Raw genomic sequence first — 19,905 nt, 5'->3', positions numbered from 1 at the left:
TCCCTACAGGAGTGACCTAAACGGGTACCGGCTCAGGCGTCAAATGCTTGAGCCGGCATCATGGCTTCCACGAACATCACCAGCTCTTCCAAAATCTGCCGCTCGCGATCAGTAAGGGTTTGCTGATTGTACTGAGCGATTTCCCGCGCAAACGCCTTGAGGGTAAAGCCCGCCAGGGCCGGATCATTGATCCGCATCCAACGAAACGCTTCCCACTGCTCGCGCTCTTCGCCTTCCAACGTGTCGGGGTAACTGCGTGCACGAAAGCGAAACAACATCTCTTCCAAGCGCGGATCCTGAAACGCAAAGCGCTGCCCTACCAAATCCCACGGCTCCATCTCTCGCACCCGCTCCATCTGCTGACGGTCGGCAGCCGAGAAGAAACTGCCTGAGTAGAGCATTAGATCAGGGTCTTGTGGCGCATCGTCGTAGCCAGCACTAAATACCTCTGCGACTTTTGCGGCGACACCGCTGGCATCGCGCAGGGCTTTCCAGTGCTGCCGACAAGCCACCACATCCAAGCCTAAGCGCGCGACGATGGTGCCATACTCACCCTGTTGAGGCCCCTCAACGTCTTTCAAAGCACTGGCGGGAAACACCACCGGGCAACGGTTGATATGAATCACCTTCAGCGGAATCCGCGCCTCGCCTTCGGCTAGATCCTGCTGACTGACAAACACGCGCTCACGAACCTGCTCCGCCGACATACTCAGCATATCGCTAGGATCAACGCTCAAATCGTAAACGATCACCCCATTAGGATTTGTCGGGTGTTCGGCCAGCGGCATGACTAACGCACTACAGCCCCGGCTGGCGGGATAACGACGGGAGATATGCAGCAGCGGTTTGGCGTTGGGCAGGTCAAGCTGCTTAGCCACCGCGCGCTTACCGCGCAAACCGAGTAAATAGTCGAACAGCTTCGCATTGCGCGCCTTGAGCAAGCGGGCCAACGCGATCGTGGCCCGTACATCGGCTACCGCATCGTGGGCACCCTCATGGGCAATGCCGTTAGCTGCAGTTAAGTGCTCAAGCTTGAAGCTGGGTGCGCCGTCTTCGCGCAGCGGCCACTCAATGCCATCAGGACGCAGCGCATAAAAGGCGCGCACAACATCGATTAAATCCCAACGGGAATTGCCGTTTTGCCACTCACGGGAATAAGGGTCGAGCAAATTGCGGTAAAACAGATGGCGGGAGACTTCGTCATCAAAACGCAGGCTGTTGTAACCCACCACGCAGGTGCCCGGCTCACTCATATGGCGCTGAATCTCGCCCGCGAATTCTGCTTCGGGCAAACCATGGCGTTGGGCTTTTTGAGGCGTAATACCGGTAATCAAACAGGCGGCAGGATGAGGCAGGTAATCATCGGCGGGCTTGCAGTAGAGCTCGATCGGCTCGCCGATCTCGTTCAGGTCAGCATCAGTGCGCAGGGCTGCGAACTGTGCGGGCCGATCGCGACGCGGATCCGCCCCGAAGGTTTCATAGTCATGCCATAGAAAACTGGCAGGGGCAGCATTGGGTGGCGCCATGAACAATCACTCCGCTGGGCAGTTAAAAGCCCAAGCCTAGCACACCCGCCGCCCCTTTCGCCGCGTCTTCAGCGCTTAGGGTTAGCTTTTGGGGAGCGTAACGTTCAGTTCAAGCACTGAGCAGTTGTCTTCGCTGTCCAAGGAGATTTGAATGGCGTCGTCATCCACATGGACATAGCGACGGATCACCTCAAGTAGCTCGCGCTCAAGCATCGGCATATAGTCGGGCTGCCCGCGCTGGCTACGCTGATGCGCCACAATAATTTGCAAACGTTCTTTGGCTACCGAGGCGGATTTTCTGCGCTCACGCTTCAAGAACTCAAGCAGTTTCATCGACGACCTCCCCCGAACATACGGCTCAGCAGGCCTTTGCGTTGCATTTCATGGAAACGCAGCGGCATGTCTTCGCCGAGCAGGCGCGATACCGTATCGCTGTACGCTTGGCCCGCATCGCTGGAGATATCGTGGGTAACGGGCACGCCCTGATTAGAGGCACGCAGCACGGCCTCAGACTCAGGAATCAAGCCCAGCAGGTTAATCGCCAAAATTTCGCGGATATCATCGAGCGTCAGCATATCGCCTGAGGTCACACGCTCGGGATTATAGCGAGTCACCAACAGGTGCTCTTTGATAGGGTCTTCGCCCTGTTCGGCACGTCGGGTTTTAGAGGCCAGCAGCCCCAAAATACGGTCAGAGTCGCGCACTGACGACACTTCCGGGTTGGTGACCACAATCGCCTCGTCGGCAAAGTACATGGCCAACTGTGCACCACGCTCAATACCGGCAGGTGAATCGCAAAGAATGAAATCGAAATCTTCTTTCAATTTCTCCAGAATCTCCGCGACCCCCTCTTGGGTCAAGGCGTCTTTATCACGGGTTTGAGAAGCTGGCAAAATAAACAGATTCTCGACGCGCTTATCACGAATCAGCGCCTGGTTAAGCCCCGCTTCGCCTTGAATCACGTTGACTAAATCATACACCACGCGTCGTTCGCAGCCCATGATCAGGTCGAGATTCCGCAGGCCCACATCAAAATCAATTACGACTGTTTTTTTACCGCGCAGCGCAAGCCCCGTAGAGATGGCTGCCGCGCTAGTGGTTTTACCGACCCCTCCTTTACCAGAGGTCACTACAATTATCTTGGCCAAGAGTCACTTCCTTCTTGAAGTCGTTCGTCGCGAGCGCGAGACAGCTGGCGCTCTGCGCATAACGGGAACGTCAATGTCATCAACATGCCATACTGTAACGGATAGCGTCTTCGGCGTCGCTAGGCATGAAGCACCAACGCAGCCTCATACAAATACCTTAGCCCAGTGGCTTAATTTCAAGCTGTTCTTTTGTAAAGTGAACTTCTGCGGGCCGCCCCAGAAGCTGCGCATCAATATCTTCAGAGCGTTTGTAATTACCTGCCACTGAAAGCAGTTCAGCCTCCAATTCGCGGCAGTAAATACCCGCTTGGATATTGCCATGAATACCCGCCAACGCACGGCCACGCAGCGCGCCATAAACATGAATACTGCCAGCGGCCAGCACTTCTGCACCGGCATTCACCGCCCCAATCACCACTAAATCTCCATCAGAGGCGCTTACTTGCTGCCCCGACCGCACGGTACCGCGATAAAGCCGCGTAGCGAGCGTTGGCGCTTCCGCCTCACTTACTGCCTCCTCACGGGAGACTTCTTGCACTGGCGAATTACTGACACTTTCAAGCCCCCGGGCACGGCCCTCTGCCACTGGTGGAAACCACCCCAACCCCAGCGCCCAGGACGATTGGCGCACCGGCTCGGTGCCACCGCGTACGGCCACCGGCAACAGCTTGTGGTCACGGCACACAGCACAAATGCGTTCAAGGGCTAAGTGGGGTTCATCGAGTTTTTCCACGCTGAGCACAACCGGTGTATGCTGAAAGAAAGCAGGAGACTGGGAGAATTTGCCAGCCAACTGCTGCCGGATTTGCTCCGGATCAGCACTACTTAGCTCCATGACGGTCATCGGCAACATGCCCCCTTTGAAGGTAAAGGCCACTACGGCACTATCCACGTTAAGGCTCATGGCCGAACTCCCCGTCATGTTCAGATAAGATAAAGGTAGCGTACTATCACGCATTTCGTCGTCTAGAAACACTGTAGTCTAAAAACAGTGTGGTCTAGAAGCAGTGTGGCCTAGAAAATAGACGTTTATCACACCATAGTAAGGCCAAGCTAAGCGACAGCGCCGGTGACTGCAACCACTGAGCCGCTTTTTTCATGCTACGCATTTCATACTAGCAGGATGATTCATGCACGGACTGTTAAGACGACTGTTCGCACCTCGGTGGCAGCACCCTGACCCCGAGGTGCGCCGTCAGGCCCTCCAGCGATTGAACCCTGAGCAAGCAGAGCAGCGCCAAGCGCTGCAGTCGCTCACTCAAGATAGCGACAGCCAGATTCGCCTAGCCGCGCTGCTAGCCCTGGATGACTGCGCAGGCCTGGTCGACGCTTACTCGCACCACCAGCAGGATGAGGCCTGGTTCAATGCTATTTGCCAACGGCTCAGCGGGCGTGAAGGCCATACCGACTTGCACCAACGCCAATCCTTGGTGGAACAGATCGAAGAGCCGCGGGTACTGAGCGCGGTGGCCCTGCAGGGTGACAACCTGAATCTACGCTTGACCGCACTGAGCAAGCTGGGCGATGAAAATGATCTGATTCATCAAGCTTGCCACAACGGCGTGGCCGCCGTTCGCCATCAGGCTGCCGAACGCATTGAGGGCGAAGAGGGGCTAAAACGGTTGTTAAAAGAGGCCCGCCGCGACCGCCAAGTGGTGCGTCTGGCACGGGAACGCCTCAACCGCTTGCGTAGCGACGCCCAGTGGCTAGAAGCAGAAGCGCAGCAACGCGAAACGCTCCTGAATCAATTAGAGCAGCACGCCCGTGCGCCTTGGGAACCCCTCTATGGCGGCCGCTTTCGCCACCTTGAACGGCAGTGGGAACAGTTGAACCAGCCGCCAAGCGTGGAGCAAGAGCAGCGCTTTCATCAAGCGGTGCTCAATTGCCGCAAGACGCTTCACGACCACGAAACCCAGGAGCAGGCGCGCCAGCAGAGCGACGAGCGCCGTGAAGAAGCCGAAAACACCCGCGAACAGCTGCTTGAAGGCATCGAAGAAACCCTTGATGGCCTGCGCCACGCCTCAGCCATGACCGTGCAGGATATCGACAGCCTGCGCGCCCAGCGCCAACTATTAGGCCAACGCTGGCAGGCGCTTTCTGATATCCATCCGCCCAGTGAGACCATGCGCCAGCGCTACACGTTGGCGATTCATCACTACGACCAGTGCTTAGAGGCATGGCAGCGCTGGTGCGCGGCAAGCGCCCCCATCGAAACCGCATTGGCCAACGGCGACCACGCTACCCTCGCCACGCTGATGAGCGAATGCCAATGGCCGGATGCCTTAACGCCGCCCGCGCTGCTCGGCCGTGCCCAAGCGGCCCTCAACGCTGAAAACACTACGCCCTCGCAGCCGACAGAAGACAACGCCTCCCTAAAAGCACATGGCGCAGAACTCGACACCTTTGAGCACTTGTTAGAGCGCGGCGCCTTTAAAAGTGCCAGCCGTCTGCATCAGCGGCTAAAGCCGCGCATTGAAGCGCTGGAAAGCCCAGCCGCTCAACCGCTCAAAACGCGCTTAAAGCACTTAGCCGCCCGGCTCGCGGAATTACGCGATTGGCGGGGGTTTGTCGCCGGGCCAAAGCGCGAGCAGCTATGTGACAGCATCGAAACCCTCTCGAATGACCGCCATATGGCGGAAGAAGCACTTGACCGCCACCATCGCCAACTGGTCAAAGAGTGGAAATCACTGGGAGATGCGGCGGCTAACCGCGAACAGTCTGCTCGTTTTCGCAGCGCCTCGGATCGCATCCACGAACGTCTCGCCCCTTGGCGAGACCAGCTCAGCGAAGAGCGTGAGGCAAACCTTCAAGCCCGCGAAGCGCTGTGCGATCAGTTGGAAAACCTGCTGGCTCAGCCCGCCGAAGACGCCGACCCCGATGTGCTACGGCAAATCCGCGACAAAGCGCGCCACCAGTGGCGACACTACAGCCCCGTTCCCCGTGAACGCTCCGAGTCCGTTGGGCGGCGCTTTGGTGTCATTCGCCATCAGCTACAGGCGTTGATCGATCAGCGCGCTGAAACTATCGCCGCGCAAAAACGGGATCTGATCAGCCAGGTGAGCGCGCTGCGCAGCGACGAAAGCCAACCTCTTGCACAGCGCATTCACTTGACCAAACAGCTGCAGCAGCAGTGGCGGGCCCTGGGCCGGGCACCCAAAGGCGAAGAGCAAACGCTGTGGAAAACCTTCCGCCACGAATGTGATCAACTCTTTGCCCAGCGCGATGCGCATAAAACTGAGCAGGCAGCGCGCCAGCAACAGCAGCTTGATGAGATGCAAGCCCTCATCGACGAAATGGATAGCTGGCAGCCGATTGAGGCGAGTGAGTCGGCCACGTTGGAGCGCTTTATCGAACAAGCCAATCAACTTGAGCCGTTGCCACGCAATCGGCGCAGCGAAGGCATGCAGCGGCGGATGAGTGGCATCGTGCGTGCGCGCAGAGAACGCTTAAACCGTCTGGCGGTTGCCGATACAGTTCAACAGTGGCATGCGATCATGCCATTAGTGAGCGCTCACTTGACTGCCGACCAGCGCTACCTCGACGAAGGGATCCCAAGCAACGTGGACGCACAAGCGGCTCTCGGCACTTCACTGCCTACCGCCTTTAATGAGGCGCATAACGCACGCAATCAACAGCGCCATAGCGTAGCGGTACCGCTATCAGACGCTGATCACACTCGCATCGCCGACTCCCTCGCCAGACTGAGAGTGCACCTCTCGATGCTGGCCGTGGGTAGCGTGCGGCAGAGCGATGAGCCGCTGCGCTTGGCGATTCAGGTAGAGCGTTTGAATGAAGGCTTCAATCAAGAGCGCAGCCGTGATCAAGAAGTGATCAACATCTTGGTCGCGCTATTGGCGCTAGGGCCAATGCCAGCCACGCTATGGGACACTGAAGTAGAAGAGCTGGATAACCTGCTTAGCCGACTAGCGCGAGTCCCGCTACCTTAAGCGTTAGCAAGAAAACGGGAGGCTTATAGCCTCCCGTTTGCGCTCTCCTCTTGGGCTAATCACTAGCCCATAAACTGACCACCGTTGATATCGATGTTCGCACCGGTGATAAATCCTGACTCCTTATCGGCTAAGAAGGTAACCAGTCGACCAATCTCCTCTGGCGTGCCGTAGCGCTTCACCGGGATTGTTTCCCGGATTGCTTCGCGCACTTTTTCTGGAATATTCATGATCATATCGGTGGCGATATAGCCAGGCGATACGGTATTGACGGTAATCCCTTTGGTCGCTGTTTCCTGTGCCAGCGACATGGTCAAGCCATGCATACCGGCTTTCGCCGCCGCGTAGTTGACCTGGCCAAACTGACCTTTACGACCGTTGATGGATGAAATATTAATAATTCGACCATAGCCATTCTCAAGCATCATCTCAATGACACTTCGGCAGGTGTTAAAAACGCTGTTGAGATTGGTATCGAGCACTTCGTACCACTGCTCGTAAGACATTTTTTTCATGGTGCCGTCACGGGTGATCCCCGCACAGTTCACCAACACACTAATAGGGCCATACTTGTCGTGGATTTGGCGGGCTCCTTCCAGGCAGGCGTTGTGGTCAGAAAGGTCGATACCCGACAATTCGATATTGCGATAGCCGTCGGCGTGCTGCGTTTCTAGCCAGGTCTTAGCCTTGTCGGGGTTGCGATAACCCGCCACGACCAGATATCCCGCATCTGCCAACGAACGACAAATTGCCGTACCGATACCACCAGTTCCACCAGTTACCCAGGCGACGGGGGCTTGATTGGCCATTGACTACCTCCCTGAAATGACAAATGGCTTGGATCTCAAAGCACGCACATCGCGCCGCAAGCCATTGTGAATAAGCGCGACTGCGCCTGTATTACCCTAGTGCATAATTTTCTTGAACAATGCACCAACGTAAGCTTTTTGTTATGGCTATATAAAGCATAGCTGCACTTACCCCATGTTGCCGCAGGTCATAATCAACGGCTATAAGCCAAACGTGTTAATCACTCTATTGACTTCACCTAAAACTTCTGTAGAATACGCCACACGTTGATGCGGGGTGGAGCAGTCTGGTAGCTCGTCGGGCTCATAACCCGAAGGTCATCGGTTCAAATCCGGTCCCCGCTACCAATATTTTGAAAGGCAGATCAGTTACTTACTGGTCTGCCTTTTTTTATGCTTATCTTTCAGAATCCCTCTGTGCCCAAATTGTGCCCACGCTGTGCCCAAACTTCATTTCTTCCCTTAGCCTTCCAAAATGAAGGTGACCTTCAGGCTCCTAACACGCAACTTCGTCTACCCACTATTCAACGTGAATCAGATGGCAGCAGCGCATCCTCTGCTTCCTTGATATGGGTCACCAACTGATCGATTTCACAATCAAAGTAGTAGCAAAGTTTGTCAAGATTATCAGTCACTGTGCTATGGCCTGCATGGTTGATAATTTTCGATAACGTCATCCGATTAATCCCTGTTTCTTTTGCTATCTCACCGATCGTAATTCTGCGACGTTCTGCAAACTCCTTCTCAGCGATCAGCTCTTTTAAGTGATACCGAATCATCTCTTCATCCAATATGATTATAAAAATTATCAAAAAGGTATTGAAATAATCATTTGAACGTATATATTTACATTCGAGCGATTAAAAATATTATCAAATGATCACCAACATGAGGAGATAGTCTCATGGACTGCACTTTTTTGACAACGGAAGAGCTCGCATCGCGGATCAAATATGATGCACGCACTATCCGTCAGCAACTCAAAGACAGCGTGCTAATTGAAGGCACTCATTACATCCGGCCCTTTGGGCGTCGAAAAATTCTTTATATCTGGGAAGCTATCCAGGAAGAAATGCTGCAAGCGACTCCTCGTCAGCAAGCAATCGCCATCCCTATGGCTAATGGAGGGGTATGCCATGGGTAAGGTTCGCGCTCGTAAAGAGAGCAAAAAGCTTTTCATCGACTTCAGGTATGACGGCCAGCGATTTCGGGAACAAACACTACTGGACGATAACGCAAAAAATCGTAAGCAGCTGGAACAACTTTTACAGCGCATGGAAGCAAAAATGCTGCTCAGTGAATTCAATTATTCGGAGTTCTTTCCTAATAGCAGCAATTTACAAAAACTGAAAACTGACCAGCTTATTAATACAGCCGATCTTCAAAATGCCAGCAATTCAAACACACCACTGTTTAATGACTTCGCTACCCAGTGGTTTGAGGAAAGCAAAATCCAGTGGCGTGCTTCCCACGTACGCAATGTAAGTTCGATTCTTGATAGCTCGCTAAAGCCAGCTTTCGGTAAAAAATCGATGGGTGAAATCAGTAAGGCGGACATCATGGCGTTCCGTGCCAAGTTGTCCAAACGTAAGGGGCGCGGAGCCACGGGGGTCGTTTCGCCCAAAACAATCAATAGCCACATGACAATTTTGCGAATGGTGTTAGGTGAGGCAGCCGAGCGATTCGAGTTTGAAACGCCCTATAAGAACATCAAGCCTTTGAAACTGCAGAAAACCCACATCGAGCCATTTTCGCTGCAGGAAGTGCAGCGCATTATCGACAGCGTCCGCCCGGACTACCGCAACTACTACACGGTGCGCTTCTTTACCGGCATGCGCACCGGCGAAGTCGATGGGTTGAAATGGAAGAACGTTGATTTTGCGAAAAGAGAAATTTTGGTACGCGAGACGTTGATCAATGGCGAAACGGAGTACACCAAGACGGATGGCTCACAACGGGAAATCCCTATGTTTGGGCAGGTGTATGACGCGTTAAAAACTCAGTATGCCGCCACCGGACAAAAAAGCGCATACGTGTTCTGTAATCAACTGGGAGGGCCGCTTGATCATAATAACGTCACCAAGCGCGTGTGGTACCCCTTACTAAAAGCCCTTGGGCTGACCAAGCGACGTCCTTATCAAACGCGCCATACCGCCGCGACGCTTTTTCTAGCCTCAGGTGAGAACCCCGAGTGGGTGGCAAGGATGCTGGGGCACAGCTCAACGGAAATGCTGTTCAAGGTCTATTCGCGGTATGTCCCCAACGCCACCCGTATGGATGGCTCTGCCTTTGAGCGTCTGCTCGGCAATACCTCATCCGCTAACGTTCAGAAGGAGCGCCGCCATGAAACTGTCTAATCACTATTCTCGTCAACTGACGCGCTCCTTCACGGGGACTTATCGCCTAACCGGCCGTGTCGTGGTGTTTGATGATGCGAAAAAGCCGTTCTTGAAACTTCGCCTCAGCGACTGCGAGGGCGATCACGTTGCGATGCTCAACTTGGAGAAAACACCCGCACCGGAGCGTATTGGCCACCTGGAACATGTCACCGCCACCGGGGTGAAGTGTTGGTCTGGCCAGTTTTTACTTAATGCATTTCGTAAAGCAAACCCAGAAGAGATTGATGCACTCGGCACGCTGCAGTCGCTACCCCGTGTTTACTGCCCATTACCCGAGGCGTTTGATCGGCTAGTAGCGACCGCACAATCGCTAACGTCTCATCACCTGCGCACCTTTTTGACACGAGTATTGGAGCGTCAAGAGCGATTGGAAGCCTTTCTTAATGCACCGGGAAGCCGTAACTATCATCACGCCTACCCAGGCGGTTTGCTCCAACATTCGTTGGAGGTTGCCAATCATTCAGTGGCAATGCTGCGCCTGAATGAGCCGGCCATGCCTCGTCTCATGCAAGAAGCCTGTTTCGTGGGCGGGCTATTGCACGATATCGGCAAGACATACACCTATGACTCCAAAGGTAAGCCTAATGCCGCCTGGAAGCTCTGCAGTCATGACGTGTTTACGCTAGAGGCTTGTGCATATGGGCTTGCCTACTTAGATGCACATGAGCCCGATATAGCGATGACCCTCCGCCATGTGTGGACGTGCGCTTCTCCTGGGGCACGATATGGCCAACCTGCGGCGATGACGCTGGCCCGCTATATCCGTGATGCGGACGGACAGAGTGCGATGGCTGATAACCAACAGCGAGCTTTTCGCCGTCAATCGAGCAAGGGGTTTGGACGACTCGGACAGAACCTATTTTGGCAGCCTCAACTACCTGCCGCGGCATCTCACTAATGCAGTCTTCTACTTTTCAACTAGAGCCGTCAGCTTCTTGGAGCGGCGGTTTTACCTGACCCATTTGAGAATTTTATGACCATGCCATGTGAACGTACGCGTTCGGTCATCCAGGCCAGAGAATTTTTGATCGAACTAAGCCGTAACACTGACCTTCGCATTGGCAAACCTTCGATCAATACTGGAAGGGGGGCTGCCAAAGCGATCAAGAAGGGGGCCGCGTGATGCAGTACCAAATGTTGGGCACGATGGGCAAAGAACATGTACTGAGCGAGATAGTCGTAATGGGTCAGGGTGACGCCATAGATCGCCGCAACCCCCAGCAGGTAAGCGAGTATACGGGCTATGCTTGTAGACTCGCCAAGCTGTTGGCGCTGTCGGAGGCCACGGAAGTAGAGAACGATAGCCAGCACACAGGCGGTCGCCCACGTCAGTGAGAACTCCCAAGGCTTTAAGTAGCTCAGCGCAACGTCAATCACCCTTCTCCCTCAGATTAAGCACATTGAGACAGCTTAGACAGCGACTGCACCATGCGGCAAGTCGCTGCTACCAAGGTTGTGATGATCGCATTAGCTCTTTCTACGCTAGCGATGGAAAAACTCAATCCAACAACACAAGACGAATATTAAGGGGTTGACGGTAGCCTAGCCGTTGTTCTCCTAAAGGCTGGAAAAACGCGTTGCCCTTTCTTTATCAATATTTACGATGCATGAAGTGCCAGTTCTTCATAAACACTGTTGATATCGTCGTCTTCTTCTTTATTACTCGGTTCCGGCTTGGGATTCAGAGATTCGATGAGCCCGTTGGATGATGCCAGTAAATCGCTAAGCTGTTCGTAATCGAAGCGAACACCATCAGCATTGCGTTGTTCAAGGCGTGTAATGGCGTCTGATAGAGCGGTCATAGTGTGATCTTCCTCACCTAAAGGAGGGAATGCCTGCACCAGCGGCTGCCCGTTGTCCCAACCGATTTTAATAGGTTGGTTGATGATGTTGACCTGGGTGCCCGCCGGGATGCGATCAAAAATTGATTCAATATCGTTAGGCAACATGCGTATACAGCCACGGCTTGCGCGCATGCCAATGCCATCGGGCTGGTTGGTGCCATGAATCAAATAACCATCGAAGCCTAAAATAATGGCGTGATCCCCCAGTGGATTGTCGGGGCCAGGCGGCACCACACTGGGCGCTTTCTCGCCGCGCTCTTCCGCTTCGCGTTGCACCGACTCAGGCGGGTACCATGCGGGGTTTTTAATGTTCATGGTCGTTTTGGTCACACCAAGAGGTGTATCAAACCCCTCACGGCCAATGCCGATAGGATAGGTCTCAACGCGGGGCGACTCATCGTTACTGACATCGGGGTAGTAGTAAAGCCGCAGCTCTGCGATATTGATGACCACACCGGTACGCTCGACATTCGGCAGAATAAAGCGTTCTGGAATGGTTACTTCAGTACCCACTCCGGGAACCCAAATGCTGACATCCGGGTTGGCACGTACAATCTCCAGATAGCCAAGGTTATGGCGTCTAGCAATATCAATCAGCGTATCCTCGTCATCCTTCACGGTGACAGTGTAAGCCTTGCCTATGACATTGCCTTCATCAGGTAATGGATAGTGCCCTTTGGGCCATTCCTCATTCTGCCCAGCCAAGTTCTGCTCGGCTAAGACGGCACTGGACATCGCCAGCCAAGTTACCATCACACTCAACAATGCACTCAACCGTAGCGGCCATCGATATGTTTTCTTGGGTACCACTGATTTACGTATTGATAAGAGCATCGCTTTATTCCTTTTCGTCTAATGTGTTGTCTTGTGATCGAGACACGTTCAGTTGTAAACCGAGTAATGTCAGCAGAGCTGCTAATAACCAGGCGGGCCCGCTACCGGTACGGGTAAAGGGAGTGAGGCCCTGCATGGGGGTTACCTCGCCTGTTAAACTGGTCTTTTCAAACTGGGGGGCGCTAGCAGTGATGCGGCCCTGGGAATCAATAAGGGCGGTTACGCCATTACTCGTGGCACGGATTAAACTACGGCCATTTTCCAAGGCTCGTAGGCGCGCCATTTGCAAATGTTGGTGCGGGCCTATGGAGCGTCCAAACCAAGTATCGTTGGAAACCGTTAGTAACAGCTCGGCATGGCGCGCCTGCTGGGCCAGGCGGTCAGCGAAAATGATCTCATAGCAGATGGCGTTGCCAATGGACGTACCCGCGACGTGTATTGGGGGCTGTTCGCCTGGCCCTGGGGTCATGCTCGGTGTAGGCAGGTCGAAAAAGGCAATGGTGCCAGCGAGGAGACTTTTCAGTGGCAGGTACTCGCCGAAGGGTACCAGGTGTGCTTTGCGATACTGACCTTGCACGTCACCCAAGCCGATAACGCTGTTGTAATAGAGTCCCTCACCGTCGCGTTGCAAGATGCCGGTGAGTAGATTAGTGCCAGGGCTGAGATCAGACGCTACCCGTTCAAGAGTCAACTGCGCTTCCTGCTCAAAGAGGGGTAGTGCCACCTCGGGCCAAACGATTAGATCGATATCGCTCGGCTGCTCCCGTGTCATCGACGTGTAGATATTGATCGATTCGCGCTGGCCTTGAGCACTCCACTTAATGTTCTGGTCAAGATTCCCTTGTAACAACGCGACGTGGATGGGCTCACCAGCAGGCGTCGTCCATTGATTAGGCAAGACTAACGGCACAAGCCACATGACGGCGATAGGGACTAAGAACCACCAGCGACGGCGTAATAACTCTACTCCCAATGTGCCGGTCAGCGCGGTAATCAACGAAAGCAGGTATACCCCACCAATGGGCGCCCACGGAGCCAAGGGAGAATCTATCTGTGAAGTACCTAGCAAGAGCCAAGGAAAGCCAGTGAACAACCAGGTGCGAAGCCATTCGCTAACGACCCACACACCAGCAAAGCTAAGAAATGCAAGCCGAGGCCCTGTGAGGCGACGATAGAGCCCAAAGGGAACCGCAAAGAATAGTGCGAGGACGGCTACGAAGAGAATAGTGAGGAGTAACGCCAACGGCGCTCCGGTATCACTGTAATCGTGGATAGCGACGAAGACCCAAGAAGTGCCAGCGCCAAACAAGCCCACGCCATAGCACCACCCACGCAGAGCAGCCATCGCAGGCGTCAGCGCATGTATCTTCCAATAGACCAGCCCGACAGCCACCGGGCCAAGCCACCATAGGTAAAAGGGCGCGGCACTTAAAGTAGTTAACACTCCCGCCGCTAGCGCTACTAAACAACCGAGTATCGGTGTGACCCGCCCTGAAAAAATTGCGTATGTTTCTGTTTGCTTGACCGAATCCATGCGGTTACTCAGATTGCTTGAAGGAGGAACGCTCACGCCAAAGCGTCAATGCGTAAATGAATACACCTACAAACAGCGCAATATCAGCCAAGTTAAACGCAGGCCAGTGCCATTGCCCCCAGTAGACATCCAGGTAGTCCACTACATAGCCTCGCGCTAAACGGTCAACCGTATTACCTATAGCTCCCCCCAATATTAAACTGTATGCAACCGCTTCCAGACGGGTTATGGGTTTGCATAGTTGTACCATCAACACTACAGCGACGATTAAAGCCAAACCAACAAAGACATAGCGCTGCCAGCCACCGGCATCAGCAAGAAGACTAAAGGCGGCCCCTGTGTTACCGGTGTAAACCCAGTTAAAGAACAGCGTTAACGGAATAACTTGGCCAAAGGGCATCAGGGCGTGCACAACTTCTTTGATGATTTGATCGGCCAGTGCCACCAATATCGCTAGGGAAAACCAAGGCCAGCAATTTGAAAGACGGCCTAGTTGTACATCACTCATGACGTGACTTCCCTTTGTTGCTTTTCAGTCATCGCAGTACTGGACGAAAAGCGATAGCCCAATAGACGCATGGCATTTAAGGTGACCAGTACGGTGGCACCGGTATCCGCCATCACCGCGATCCACATGCCGGTGATACCCATTGCCGTGGTGACCAGGAAAATGGCCTTGAGACCAAGGGCGAGAGCCACATTGGTCTTAACATTGCGCAGCGTGGCACGAGATAGGTCGATCATCTCGGCGATACCGGTAACCCGGTTCTTCAACAGGGCTGCATCCGCCGTTTCCAATGCCACATCCGTACCGCAACCCATAGCGATACCTACGTCTGCTGCAGCCAGTGCTGGGGCATCATTGATACCATCTCCTACTTTCCCTATGGGACCACGACCAGCGGCTTGCCAGGTACGAACGCGTTGAGCCTTGTCCTCAGGCATTAATTCGCCATAGGCTTCAATGCCCAAAGACCCACCAATGGCACTGGCCGTGCGCGCATTGTCGCCACTGAGCATGACGGCTTCGACCCCCAAGCGTGACAGAGCGGCAAGTCCCTCTATAGCATCCTCACGCGGCTCATCGCGTACAGCGATTAGGCCAATTGGTCGATCACCTTCAACGAGTACGGCAAGGCTCTTGCCAGCGCCCTCCAACTCAGATAATCGTGCGCTAATCGCTTCATCAAGAACGATCTGTTCCGCCAAGTGACGAGGCGTAATCAAACTCAGTTCACGCCCCTCTACCTGACCTGCGACGCCTCGCCCTGGAAGCGCTCGGTTGGCAACGCCTTGGGGGATGACAAGACCCAACTGCTGCGCATGAGAGAATATGGCTGTGGCGATGGGGTGACTGGAATCACGTTCCATGGCGGCTGCCAGCCTCAATACTTCGTTTTCGTTCTGTCCGGTGGCCCAGTCTTCCACGTCGGTGACCCTGGGCGTGCCCGCAGTGAGTGTGCCGGTCTTATCCAAAGCGATCAGGCGGAGCTTGCCTAACTGCTCAAGCACGGCGCCACCTTTGATCAGCAGACCGCGACGAGCGCCCACCGATAGACCAGCTGCAATCGCGGCGGGAGTTGAGATGACTAATGCGCAGGGGCAAGCAATTAATAGCAGTGCCAGAGCACGATAAATGGATTCTGACCACGCCATCGTTGAGACCAGCGGAGGCACCACTGCCATCAATAGCGCGAGTACAACGACCGTGGGCATATAGTAATAGGCAAATCGGTCGATAAAGCGCGCTATCGGTGCCTTGGCAGCCTGCGCCTCTTCGACCAGACGGATAACCCGTGCAATGGTGTTGTCCTCGGCGCCTCGTGTTACCTCCACCTCCAGGGCGGCACCAAGGTTCACTGTACCGGCAAAGATATCATCACCAGGCGCACGCGATCGCGGTATGGACTCACCGTTGACGGGCGATTCATCAATATCTGACTCCCCGGCCAATATACGACCATCACAAGGAACGCGGTCGCCGGGGCGCACCAGTACTCGCTGACCTGGCTTGAGTGAATTCGCTGAGATTTCGCGTACATCGCCGTTTTCCATAAGCCTTGCCATGGACGGCGTTAAGTTTGCTAAGGCCGAGATATTGCGACGCGCTCGTGAAGCCGCCACACCTTCCAGTAGCTCCCCCACAGCGAATAGAAAAACCACCATCGCTGCCTCAGCAGCGGCATTGATGGCCAATGCGCCAAGAGCGGCGATGCACATCAGCATTTCAATGGTGAAGGGATTGCGCATCTTCAGCGCACCCCAGGCACTTTGTACGATGGGTACCAATCCCACTAGCGTAGCTATAACGAAGGGTAAATTACCTAAGGACGGCCAGACCATACGTAGTGCAAAGGCCACTACCAACAGGTTGCCCGTAATAATGACCAGGCGGCCTTTAGCGGTTTGCCACCAAGGGGTTGAAGAGGACGAAGGACCTTTTTGGCCATCATGCGAGGCCACTTGGTAGCCCAGCTCATTCAGGACTCGCTCAATTGTCTCTTGCGGCGGCGCCCCATGATCTTGGGAGTGAATTTTCACCGACCCCGTGACCGAGCTTGCTGTCACCTCCTCAATGCCGTCCAAGCGTCCCAGCGCGGACTCTGCCTTGCGCTCGCAACCGCCGCAGTCCATGCCTTCGACCCGCAGCGTCAATACCGCGGGCGCGGCTGTATGCGTTGACTTTTCCATGGTGCCTATCCTCCCAATACGTTATTGTTTTGAAGTTTAAACCTTGTAGCAGCTACAGCTTCAAGTCATTTGGAAGGAGTTTTACGATGGCCCGAAGTAGCCAAAGCATCAGCATCGGTGAGCTGGCACGGCGTACAGACTGCAAGCCAGAAACGGTGCGATATTACGAGCGCATCGGGATACTGCGCGATGCATCGCGTACCGAAGGGGGGCAGCGCCGCTACGGTGAAGACGCCGTCCGGCGCTTGACCTTCATACGCCATGCCCGAGATTTCGGTTTCTCGGTAGACGCAGTGCGTGAGCTATTGGCAATGTCAGACCAGCCCGACATGCCCTGCCAGGAGGTCGATGCCATTGCCAAGCATCACTTGGAGAAAGTGGAGTCCCGTCTTCAGCGACTCTCTGTATTGCGAGACGAACTTCAGCGGATGGTCACCCAGTGCGCCGGTGGCAAAGTAGGGAGCTGCCGAATAATTGAAGTGATAAGTGACCACCAGCACTGTATCAGTGAAACGGCGCATGGTGGGGCCCACGACTTGGGATAACCACAACGCTGTAGGCCCTTGCCAACGCTTTAACCTAGCGAGACATCCAGAAAAAGCATGAATACCAACCCGATCGAGAGGCCAAATGTGGCTTTTTTCTGATGACCATTCCGATGAGTCTCGGGAATAATCTCATGGCTAATGACGTACAGCATCGCCCCGGCAGCAAAGGCTAATCCCCAGGGGAGTAGTGCCTGTGACATGCTGACGACACCAGCACCCAATAGACCTCCCAACGGTTCGACAAGCCCCGTGAGGGCAGCAATCGTCCAGGATCGCCAACGTGAATATCCCACCCCGAGCAGTGATACCGCAACGGCCAAACCTTCTGGCGCATTCTGAAGGCCGATACCAATGGCAAGCGGCAACCCCCCCTCACTACCACCAGCGCCAAATGCCACGCCCACGGCCAGGCCTTCCGGCAGGTTGTGTATCGTAATAGCGATGATAAATAGCCAGATACGACGAAGCGAGGCTGCCTCCGGCCCTTCTCGTCCCTGCTCGAAATGCTCATGGGGAAGTAACTCGTTCAACAGAGCGACCATCCCAATACCCAACAGTATCGCCACACAGGCAATAGCGGCTGGCACGACGCTACCACCGTAGCGCAACTCGGAAGCATCCAAGGAAGGTATAATCAGAGAGAAGAAAGAGGCGGCTAGCATGACACCCGCCGCAAACCCCAGTGCCAAATCACGCACACCGCGATTGGTTTTTTTGGTGAATAATACCGGAAGCGCGCCAATAGCGGTCATCAAGCCCGCAGCAAGGCTTGCTAAAAAACCTAAGGCGACCAGCGAAGTACCTTCCATAAACGTAGCTTTTATAATTATTGATTACCCATCAAGCTGCTTAATACTGTTTAAGAGCCAGCCGATGCCGTTCACGCCGCAACCAACACAAAGCCGGTCAGCATTAAATTTTATGGTTCATTAAATGAAATCAGATCGTAAATAGAGGATATGCCCATCGCTTGCTCTAAACGCCCCCTTGCCTCGTAAAGTGATGCTAGGGATTCCAGGCGAGTAGGCTGTTCCCCAAGGATAATGCGCCGACCTTGCTCCATAGGGTCAATAGGCCGGTCATTCACTCTCACTTCATAATGCAGGTTAGGGCCAGTGGCGACGCCTGAGGTACCTACCTCCCCGAGTATCTCCCCAGCGTTGACCAGATCGCCGACCAAAAACTGTGGGGAAAACTGGCTTAGGTGCGTATAGCGGCTGATAGTCCCCGTATCGTGCTCTACTTCCATCACGCGCCCATAACCGCCTTGACGACCGATGAAGGAAATTCGACCAGGCGCGGTGGTTATGACAGGTGTGCCATAAGGCGCAGCAAGGTCTATGCCATTATGAGGACGAACTCCACCGTACACGGGATGCCGCCGATTACCAAAGCGGGACGTCAGGCGTGCACCAAAGACCGGTAGCTGCAAAGTATCTAAAAGTTCTTCGTTCTTGAAGAGCATGACGATGCCTTTTTTGTCTACCGGCCATACCACCTCTATTCGTGCTGCCTGGTCGAGCAATCCCGCATAATTCAGCCGTGGAGGCCCCACAAGGGAGCCATCCTCACGTCTGTCTTCTTCCCACACTAGCTGGATACGTTCACTACCTGAAAATTCAACAGGCGCCTCCATGAACTCGCCTAGTAGCGCCTCCAACTTGGTAGCGAAACGCGGGGGAACTCCCTCTACTGCCAAGGACTCATATAGAGAAGTAGCAATGGTGATATCACGACCAAATGTCAGAGTGTCAAGGCGGGGCTGTGTAATGAAGCGCCCTTTTTCGGTAGCTGCTTGTATCTTGTCCAATGGTGCACCTGATGGCGAGAGAAAGAGGCTCTCTCGCCAGTTGGCTTCTACGACCACAGGATACACACTCAATAATGCCATTATCAGCCAACGCTGCATCATTGAGGACCCGTTCCATCAGAAACCTCTTCTATTTCGTCTTCAACCGCATCAATCAATTCCTGCATACCAAAGGGGTCTAGAGGTTCTCCATTGACGAAAAAGGTCGGCGTTTGACGGATCTGGTTAGCTTTGACGTCCGCCATGTCTTGGTCAATCACCGCCTGCACCTCAGCCGAGTTGAGCTGTTCTTCAGCGGCATTCCGGTCTAAGCCTGCTTCGCTGGCGATATCCATGATAGCCGATTCATCGAAACTACCATGGGCGGCCCATTGCCCCTGACGGGAGAGTAGAGCTTCGAGCACCGGTTCGAATACACCCTGACGACGAGCGACTTCCAGCACGCGAATGGCCTTATCAGAAACGTCGCCGTGGAAGGGAGTATAGCGCACGACTAACTGCACTTTTTCTGGATAGTTTTCCAGAATACTCTTGGTAAGTGGATAAAAGGCACGGCAGGCTTCGCAAGCTGGATCGAAGAACTCAACAATCGTTACCGGCGCTTCTTCTGGCCCGAGGATCGGTGAGTGTGAACGTACCAAGGTGCTCTCGGCTTGGGCACTATTCTCACTGGCCGCCTCAGCTTGCATATCGAGTAGTGCAGGTTTTGATATCGCCATGATAGCGGCTGTCAACATCAACGTACCCGCAAGCATAAAAGTCGTTTTTTTAAACATTTTTTCTCTCTATTTCAAATGTGTGATTGAAAATTAAAT

At 54.1% G+C, this 19,905-nt stretch carries 18 protein-coding genes, 1 tRNA gene and 2 pseudogenes; 7 read left to right on the top strand and 14 right to left on the bottom strand.

Annotation, left to right across the window (positions count from 1 at the left end; genetic code table 11):
• Positions 1-32 precede the first annotated feature (32 nt).
• The 4 genes from sbcB to minC form a co-directional block, all read right to left on the bottom strand.
• Positions 33-1,526: an exodeoxyribonuclease I gene (gene sbcB, locus HALTITAN_RS20785; RefSeq protein ID WP_039860366.1), complete on the bottom strand. Its 1,494-nt coding sequence runs from the start codon at positions 1,524-1,526 to the stop codon at positions 33-35.
• Between the two features lie 81 nt (positions 1,527-1,607).
• Positions 1,608-1,859 (bottom strand): cell division topological specificity factor MinE, encoded by a 252-nt coding sequence (gene minE / locus HALTITAN_RS20780; protein WP_007111776.1) that lies wholly within the window; start codon positions 1,857-1,859, stop codon positions 1,608-1,610.
• Positions 1,856-2,674, bottom strand: a complete 819-nt coding sequence (gene minD, locus HALTITAN_RS20775) for a septum site-determining protein MinD (RefSeq protein WP_027957730.1) — start codon at positions 2,672-2,674, stop codon at positions 1,856-1,858. Before minD ends, minE begins: the two co-directional genes overlap by 4 nt.
• A 157-nt stretch (positions 2,675-2,831) precedes the next feature.
• The gene (minC, locus tag HALTITAN_RS20770) at positions 2,832-3,578 is read right to left on the bottom strand and encodes a septum site-determining protein MinC (protein ID WP_027957729.1); all 747 of its coding nucleotides are present in this window, start codon (positions 3,576-3,578) and stop codon (positions 2,832-2,834) included.
• Positions 3,579-3,804: 226 nt separating this feature from the next.
• On the opposite strand from minC, the gene HALTITAN_RS20765 reads away from it, so the two are divergent.
• The gene (locus tag HALTITAN_RS20765) at positions 3,805-6,621 is read left to right on the top strand and encodes a DUF349 domain-containing protein (protein WP_039860363.1); all 2,817 of its coding nucleotides are present in this window, start codon (positions 3,805-3,807) and stop codon (positions 6,619-6,621) included.
• 62 nt (positions 6,622-6,683) lie between these two features.
• Here the strand turns inward: HALTITAN_RS20765 and phbB are convergent, their stop codons facing one another.
• Positions 6,684-7,430, bottom strand: coding sequence for an acetoacetyl-CoA reductase (gene phbB / locus HALTITAN_RS20760; RefSeq protein ID WP_009288260.1), 747 nt, complete (start codon positions 7,428-7,430; stop codon positions 6,684-6,686).
• A gap of 271 nt (positions 7,431-7,701) precedes the next feature.
• Here phbB and HALTITAN_RS20755 point away from each other — a divergent pair.
• Positions 7,702-7,778 (top strand) — tRNA-Met (locus tag HALTITAN_RS20755).
• A 176-nt stretch (positions 7,779-7,954) separates the two neighbouring features.
• Here HALTITAN_RS20755 and HALTITAN_RS20750 read toward each other — a convergent pair.
• A complete protein-coding gene (locus HALTITAN_RS20750) occupies positions 7,955-8,209 on the bottom strand; it encodes a helix-turn-helix domain-containing protein (protein WP_039860361.1) in 255 nt (84 codons plus the stop codon).
• 125 nt (positions 8,210-8,334) lie between these two features.
• On the opposite strand from HALTITAN_RS20750, the gene HALTITAN_RS20745 reads away from it, so the two are divergent.
• The 4 genes and pseudogenes from HALTITAN_RS20745 to HALTITAN_RS26415 form a co-directional block, all read left to right on the top strand.
• Positions 8,335-8,574 (top strand): hypothetical protein, encoded by a 240-nt coding sequence (locus HALTITAN_RS20745; RefSeq protein WP_039860360.1) that lies wholly within the window; start codon positions 8,335-8,337, stop codon positions 8,572-8,574.
• Entirely contained in the window at positions 8,567-9,787 is a 1,221-nt protein-coding gene (locus HALTITAN_RS20740; protein WP_039860358.1) for a site-specific integrase, read from the top strand. The genes HALTITAN_RS20745 and HALTITAN_RS20740 overlap by 8 nt, the downstream gene beginning before the upstream one ends.
• Positions 9,774-10,727 carry a TraI domain-containing protein gene (locus HALTITAN_RS20735; protein ID WP_039860357.1) on the top strand — a complete coding sequence of 318 codons (954 nt, stop codon included), beginning with the start codon at positions 9,774-9,776 and terminating at the stop codon, positions 10,725-10,727. The genes HALTITAN_RS20740 and HALTITAN_RS20735 overlap by 14 nt, the downstream gene beginning before the upstream one ends.
• Before the next feature lie 75 nt (positions 10,728-10,802).
• Positions 10,803-10,847, top strand: a pseudogene (locus HALTITAN_RS26415) (hypothetical protein); the annotation flags it as partial.
• Here the strand turns inward: HALTITAN_RS26415 and HALTITAN_RS25030 are convergent.
• From HALTITAN_RS25030 to HALTITAN_RS20710, 5 genes and pseudogenes are all read right to left on the bottom strand, one after another.
• Positions 10,844-11,140, bottom strand: a pseudogene (locus tag HALTITAN_RS25030) (cytochrome c oxidase assembly protein); the annotation flags it as partial. The pseudogenes HALTITAN_RS26415 and HALTITAN_RS25030 sit on opposite strands and share 4 nt — an antisense overlap.
• 287 nt (positions 11,141-11,427) lie before the next feature.
• Positions 11,428-12,408 carry a L,D-transpeptidase family protein gene (locus tag HALTITAN_RS20725; protein WP_223828159.1) on the bottom strand — a complete coding sequence of 327 codons (981 nt, stop codon included), beginning with the start codon at positions 12,406-12,408 and terminating at the stop codon, positions 11,428-11,430.
• Between the two features lie 103 nt (positions 12,409-12,511).
• Entirely contained in the window at positions 12,512-14,041 is a 1,530-nt protein-coding gene (gene lnt / locus HALTITAN_RS20720; protein WP_039860352.1) for an apolipoprotein N-acyltransferase, read from the bottom strand.
• A gap of 4 nt (positions 14,042-14,045) precedes the next feature.
• Positions 14,046-14,549, bottom strand: a complete 504-nt coding sequence (gene lspA / locus HALTITAN_RS20715) for a signal peptidase II (protein ID WP_009288258.1) — start codon at positions 14,547-14,549, stop codon at positions 14,046-14,048.
• Positions 14,546-16,732 (bottom strand): heavy metal translocating P-type ATPase, encoded by a 2,187-nt coding sequence (locus HALTITAN_RS20710; RefSeq protein WP_039860349.1) that lies wholly within the window; start codon positions 16,730-16,732, stop codon positions 14,546-14,548. Before HALTITAN_RS20710 ends, lspA begins: the two co-directional genes overlap by 4 nt.
• Before the next feature lie 86 nt (positions 16,733-16,818).
• On the opposite strand from HALTITAN_RS20710, the gene HALTITAN_RS20705 reads away from it, so the two are divergent.
• Positions 16,819-17,277, top strand: a complete 459-nt coding sequence (locus HALTITAN_RS20705; RefSeq protein ID WP_039860348.1) for a MerR family transcriptional regulator — start codon at positions 16,819-16,821, stop codon at positions 17,275-17,277.
• Between the two features lie 29 nt (positions 17,278-17,306).
• On the opposite strand, the gene HALTITAN_RS20700 is transcribed toward HALTITAN_RS20705, so the two are convergent.
• The 3 genes from HALTITAN_RS20700 to HALTITAN_RS20690 all read right to left on the bottom strand — a co-directional run bounded on the left by HALTITAN_RS20700 (position 17,307) and on the right by HALTITAN_RS20690 (position 19,866).
• Positions 17,307-18,089 carry a ZIP family metal transporter gene (locus HALTITAN_RS20700; protein ID WP_009288257.1) on the bottom strand — a complete coding sequence of 261 codons (783 nt, stop codon included), beginning with the start codon at positions 18,087-18,089 and terminating at the stop codon, positions 17,307-17,309.
• A gap of 110 nt (positions 18,090-18,199) precedes the next feature.
• Positions 18,200-19,090 carry a M23 family metallopeptidase gene (locus tag HALTITAN_RS20695; RefSeq protein ID WP_161609189.1) on the bottom strand — a complete coding sequence of 297 codons (891 nt, stop codon included), beginning with the start codon at positions 19,088-19,090 and terminating at the stop codon, positions 18,200-18,202.
• 98 nt (positions 19,091-19,188) lie between these two features.
• On the bottom strand, positions 19,189-19,866 hold the full coding sequence (locus HALTITAN_RS20690) for a DsbA family protein (RefSeq protein WP_039860347.1): 678 nt from the start codon (positions 19,864-19,866) through the stop codon (positions 19,189-19,191).
• Between the last annotated feature and the right edge of the window lie 39 nt (positions 19,867-19,905).

The sequence above is a fragment of the Vreelandella titanicae BH1 genome (genome assembly GCF_000336575.1).
GTDB lineage: Bacteria > Pseudomonadota > Gammaproteobacteria > Pseudomonadales > Halomonadaceae > Vreelandella > Vreelandella titanicae.
Note: the sequence above shows the minus strand (reverse complement) of the source record. Positions and strands in the feature narration are given on the sequence as shown.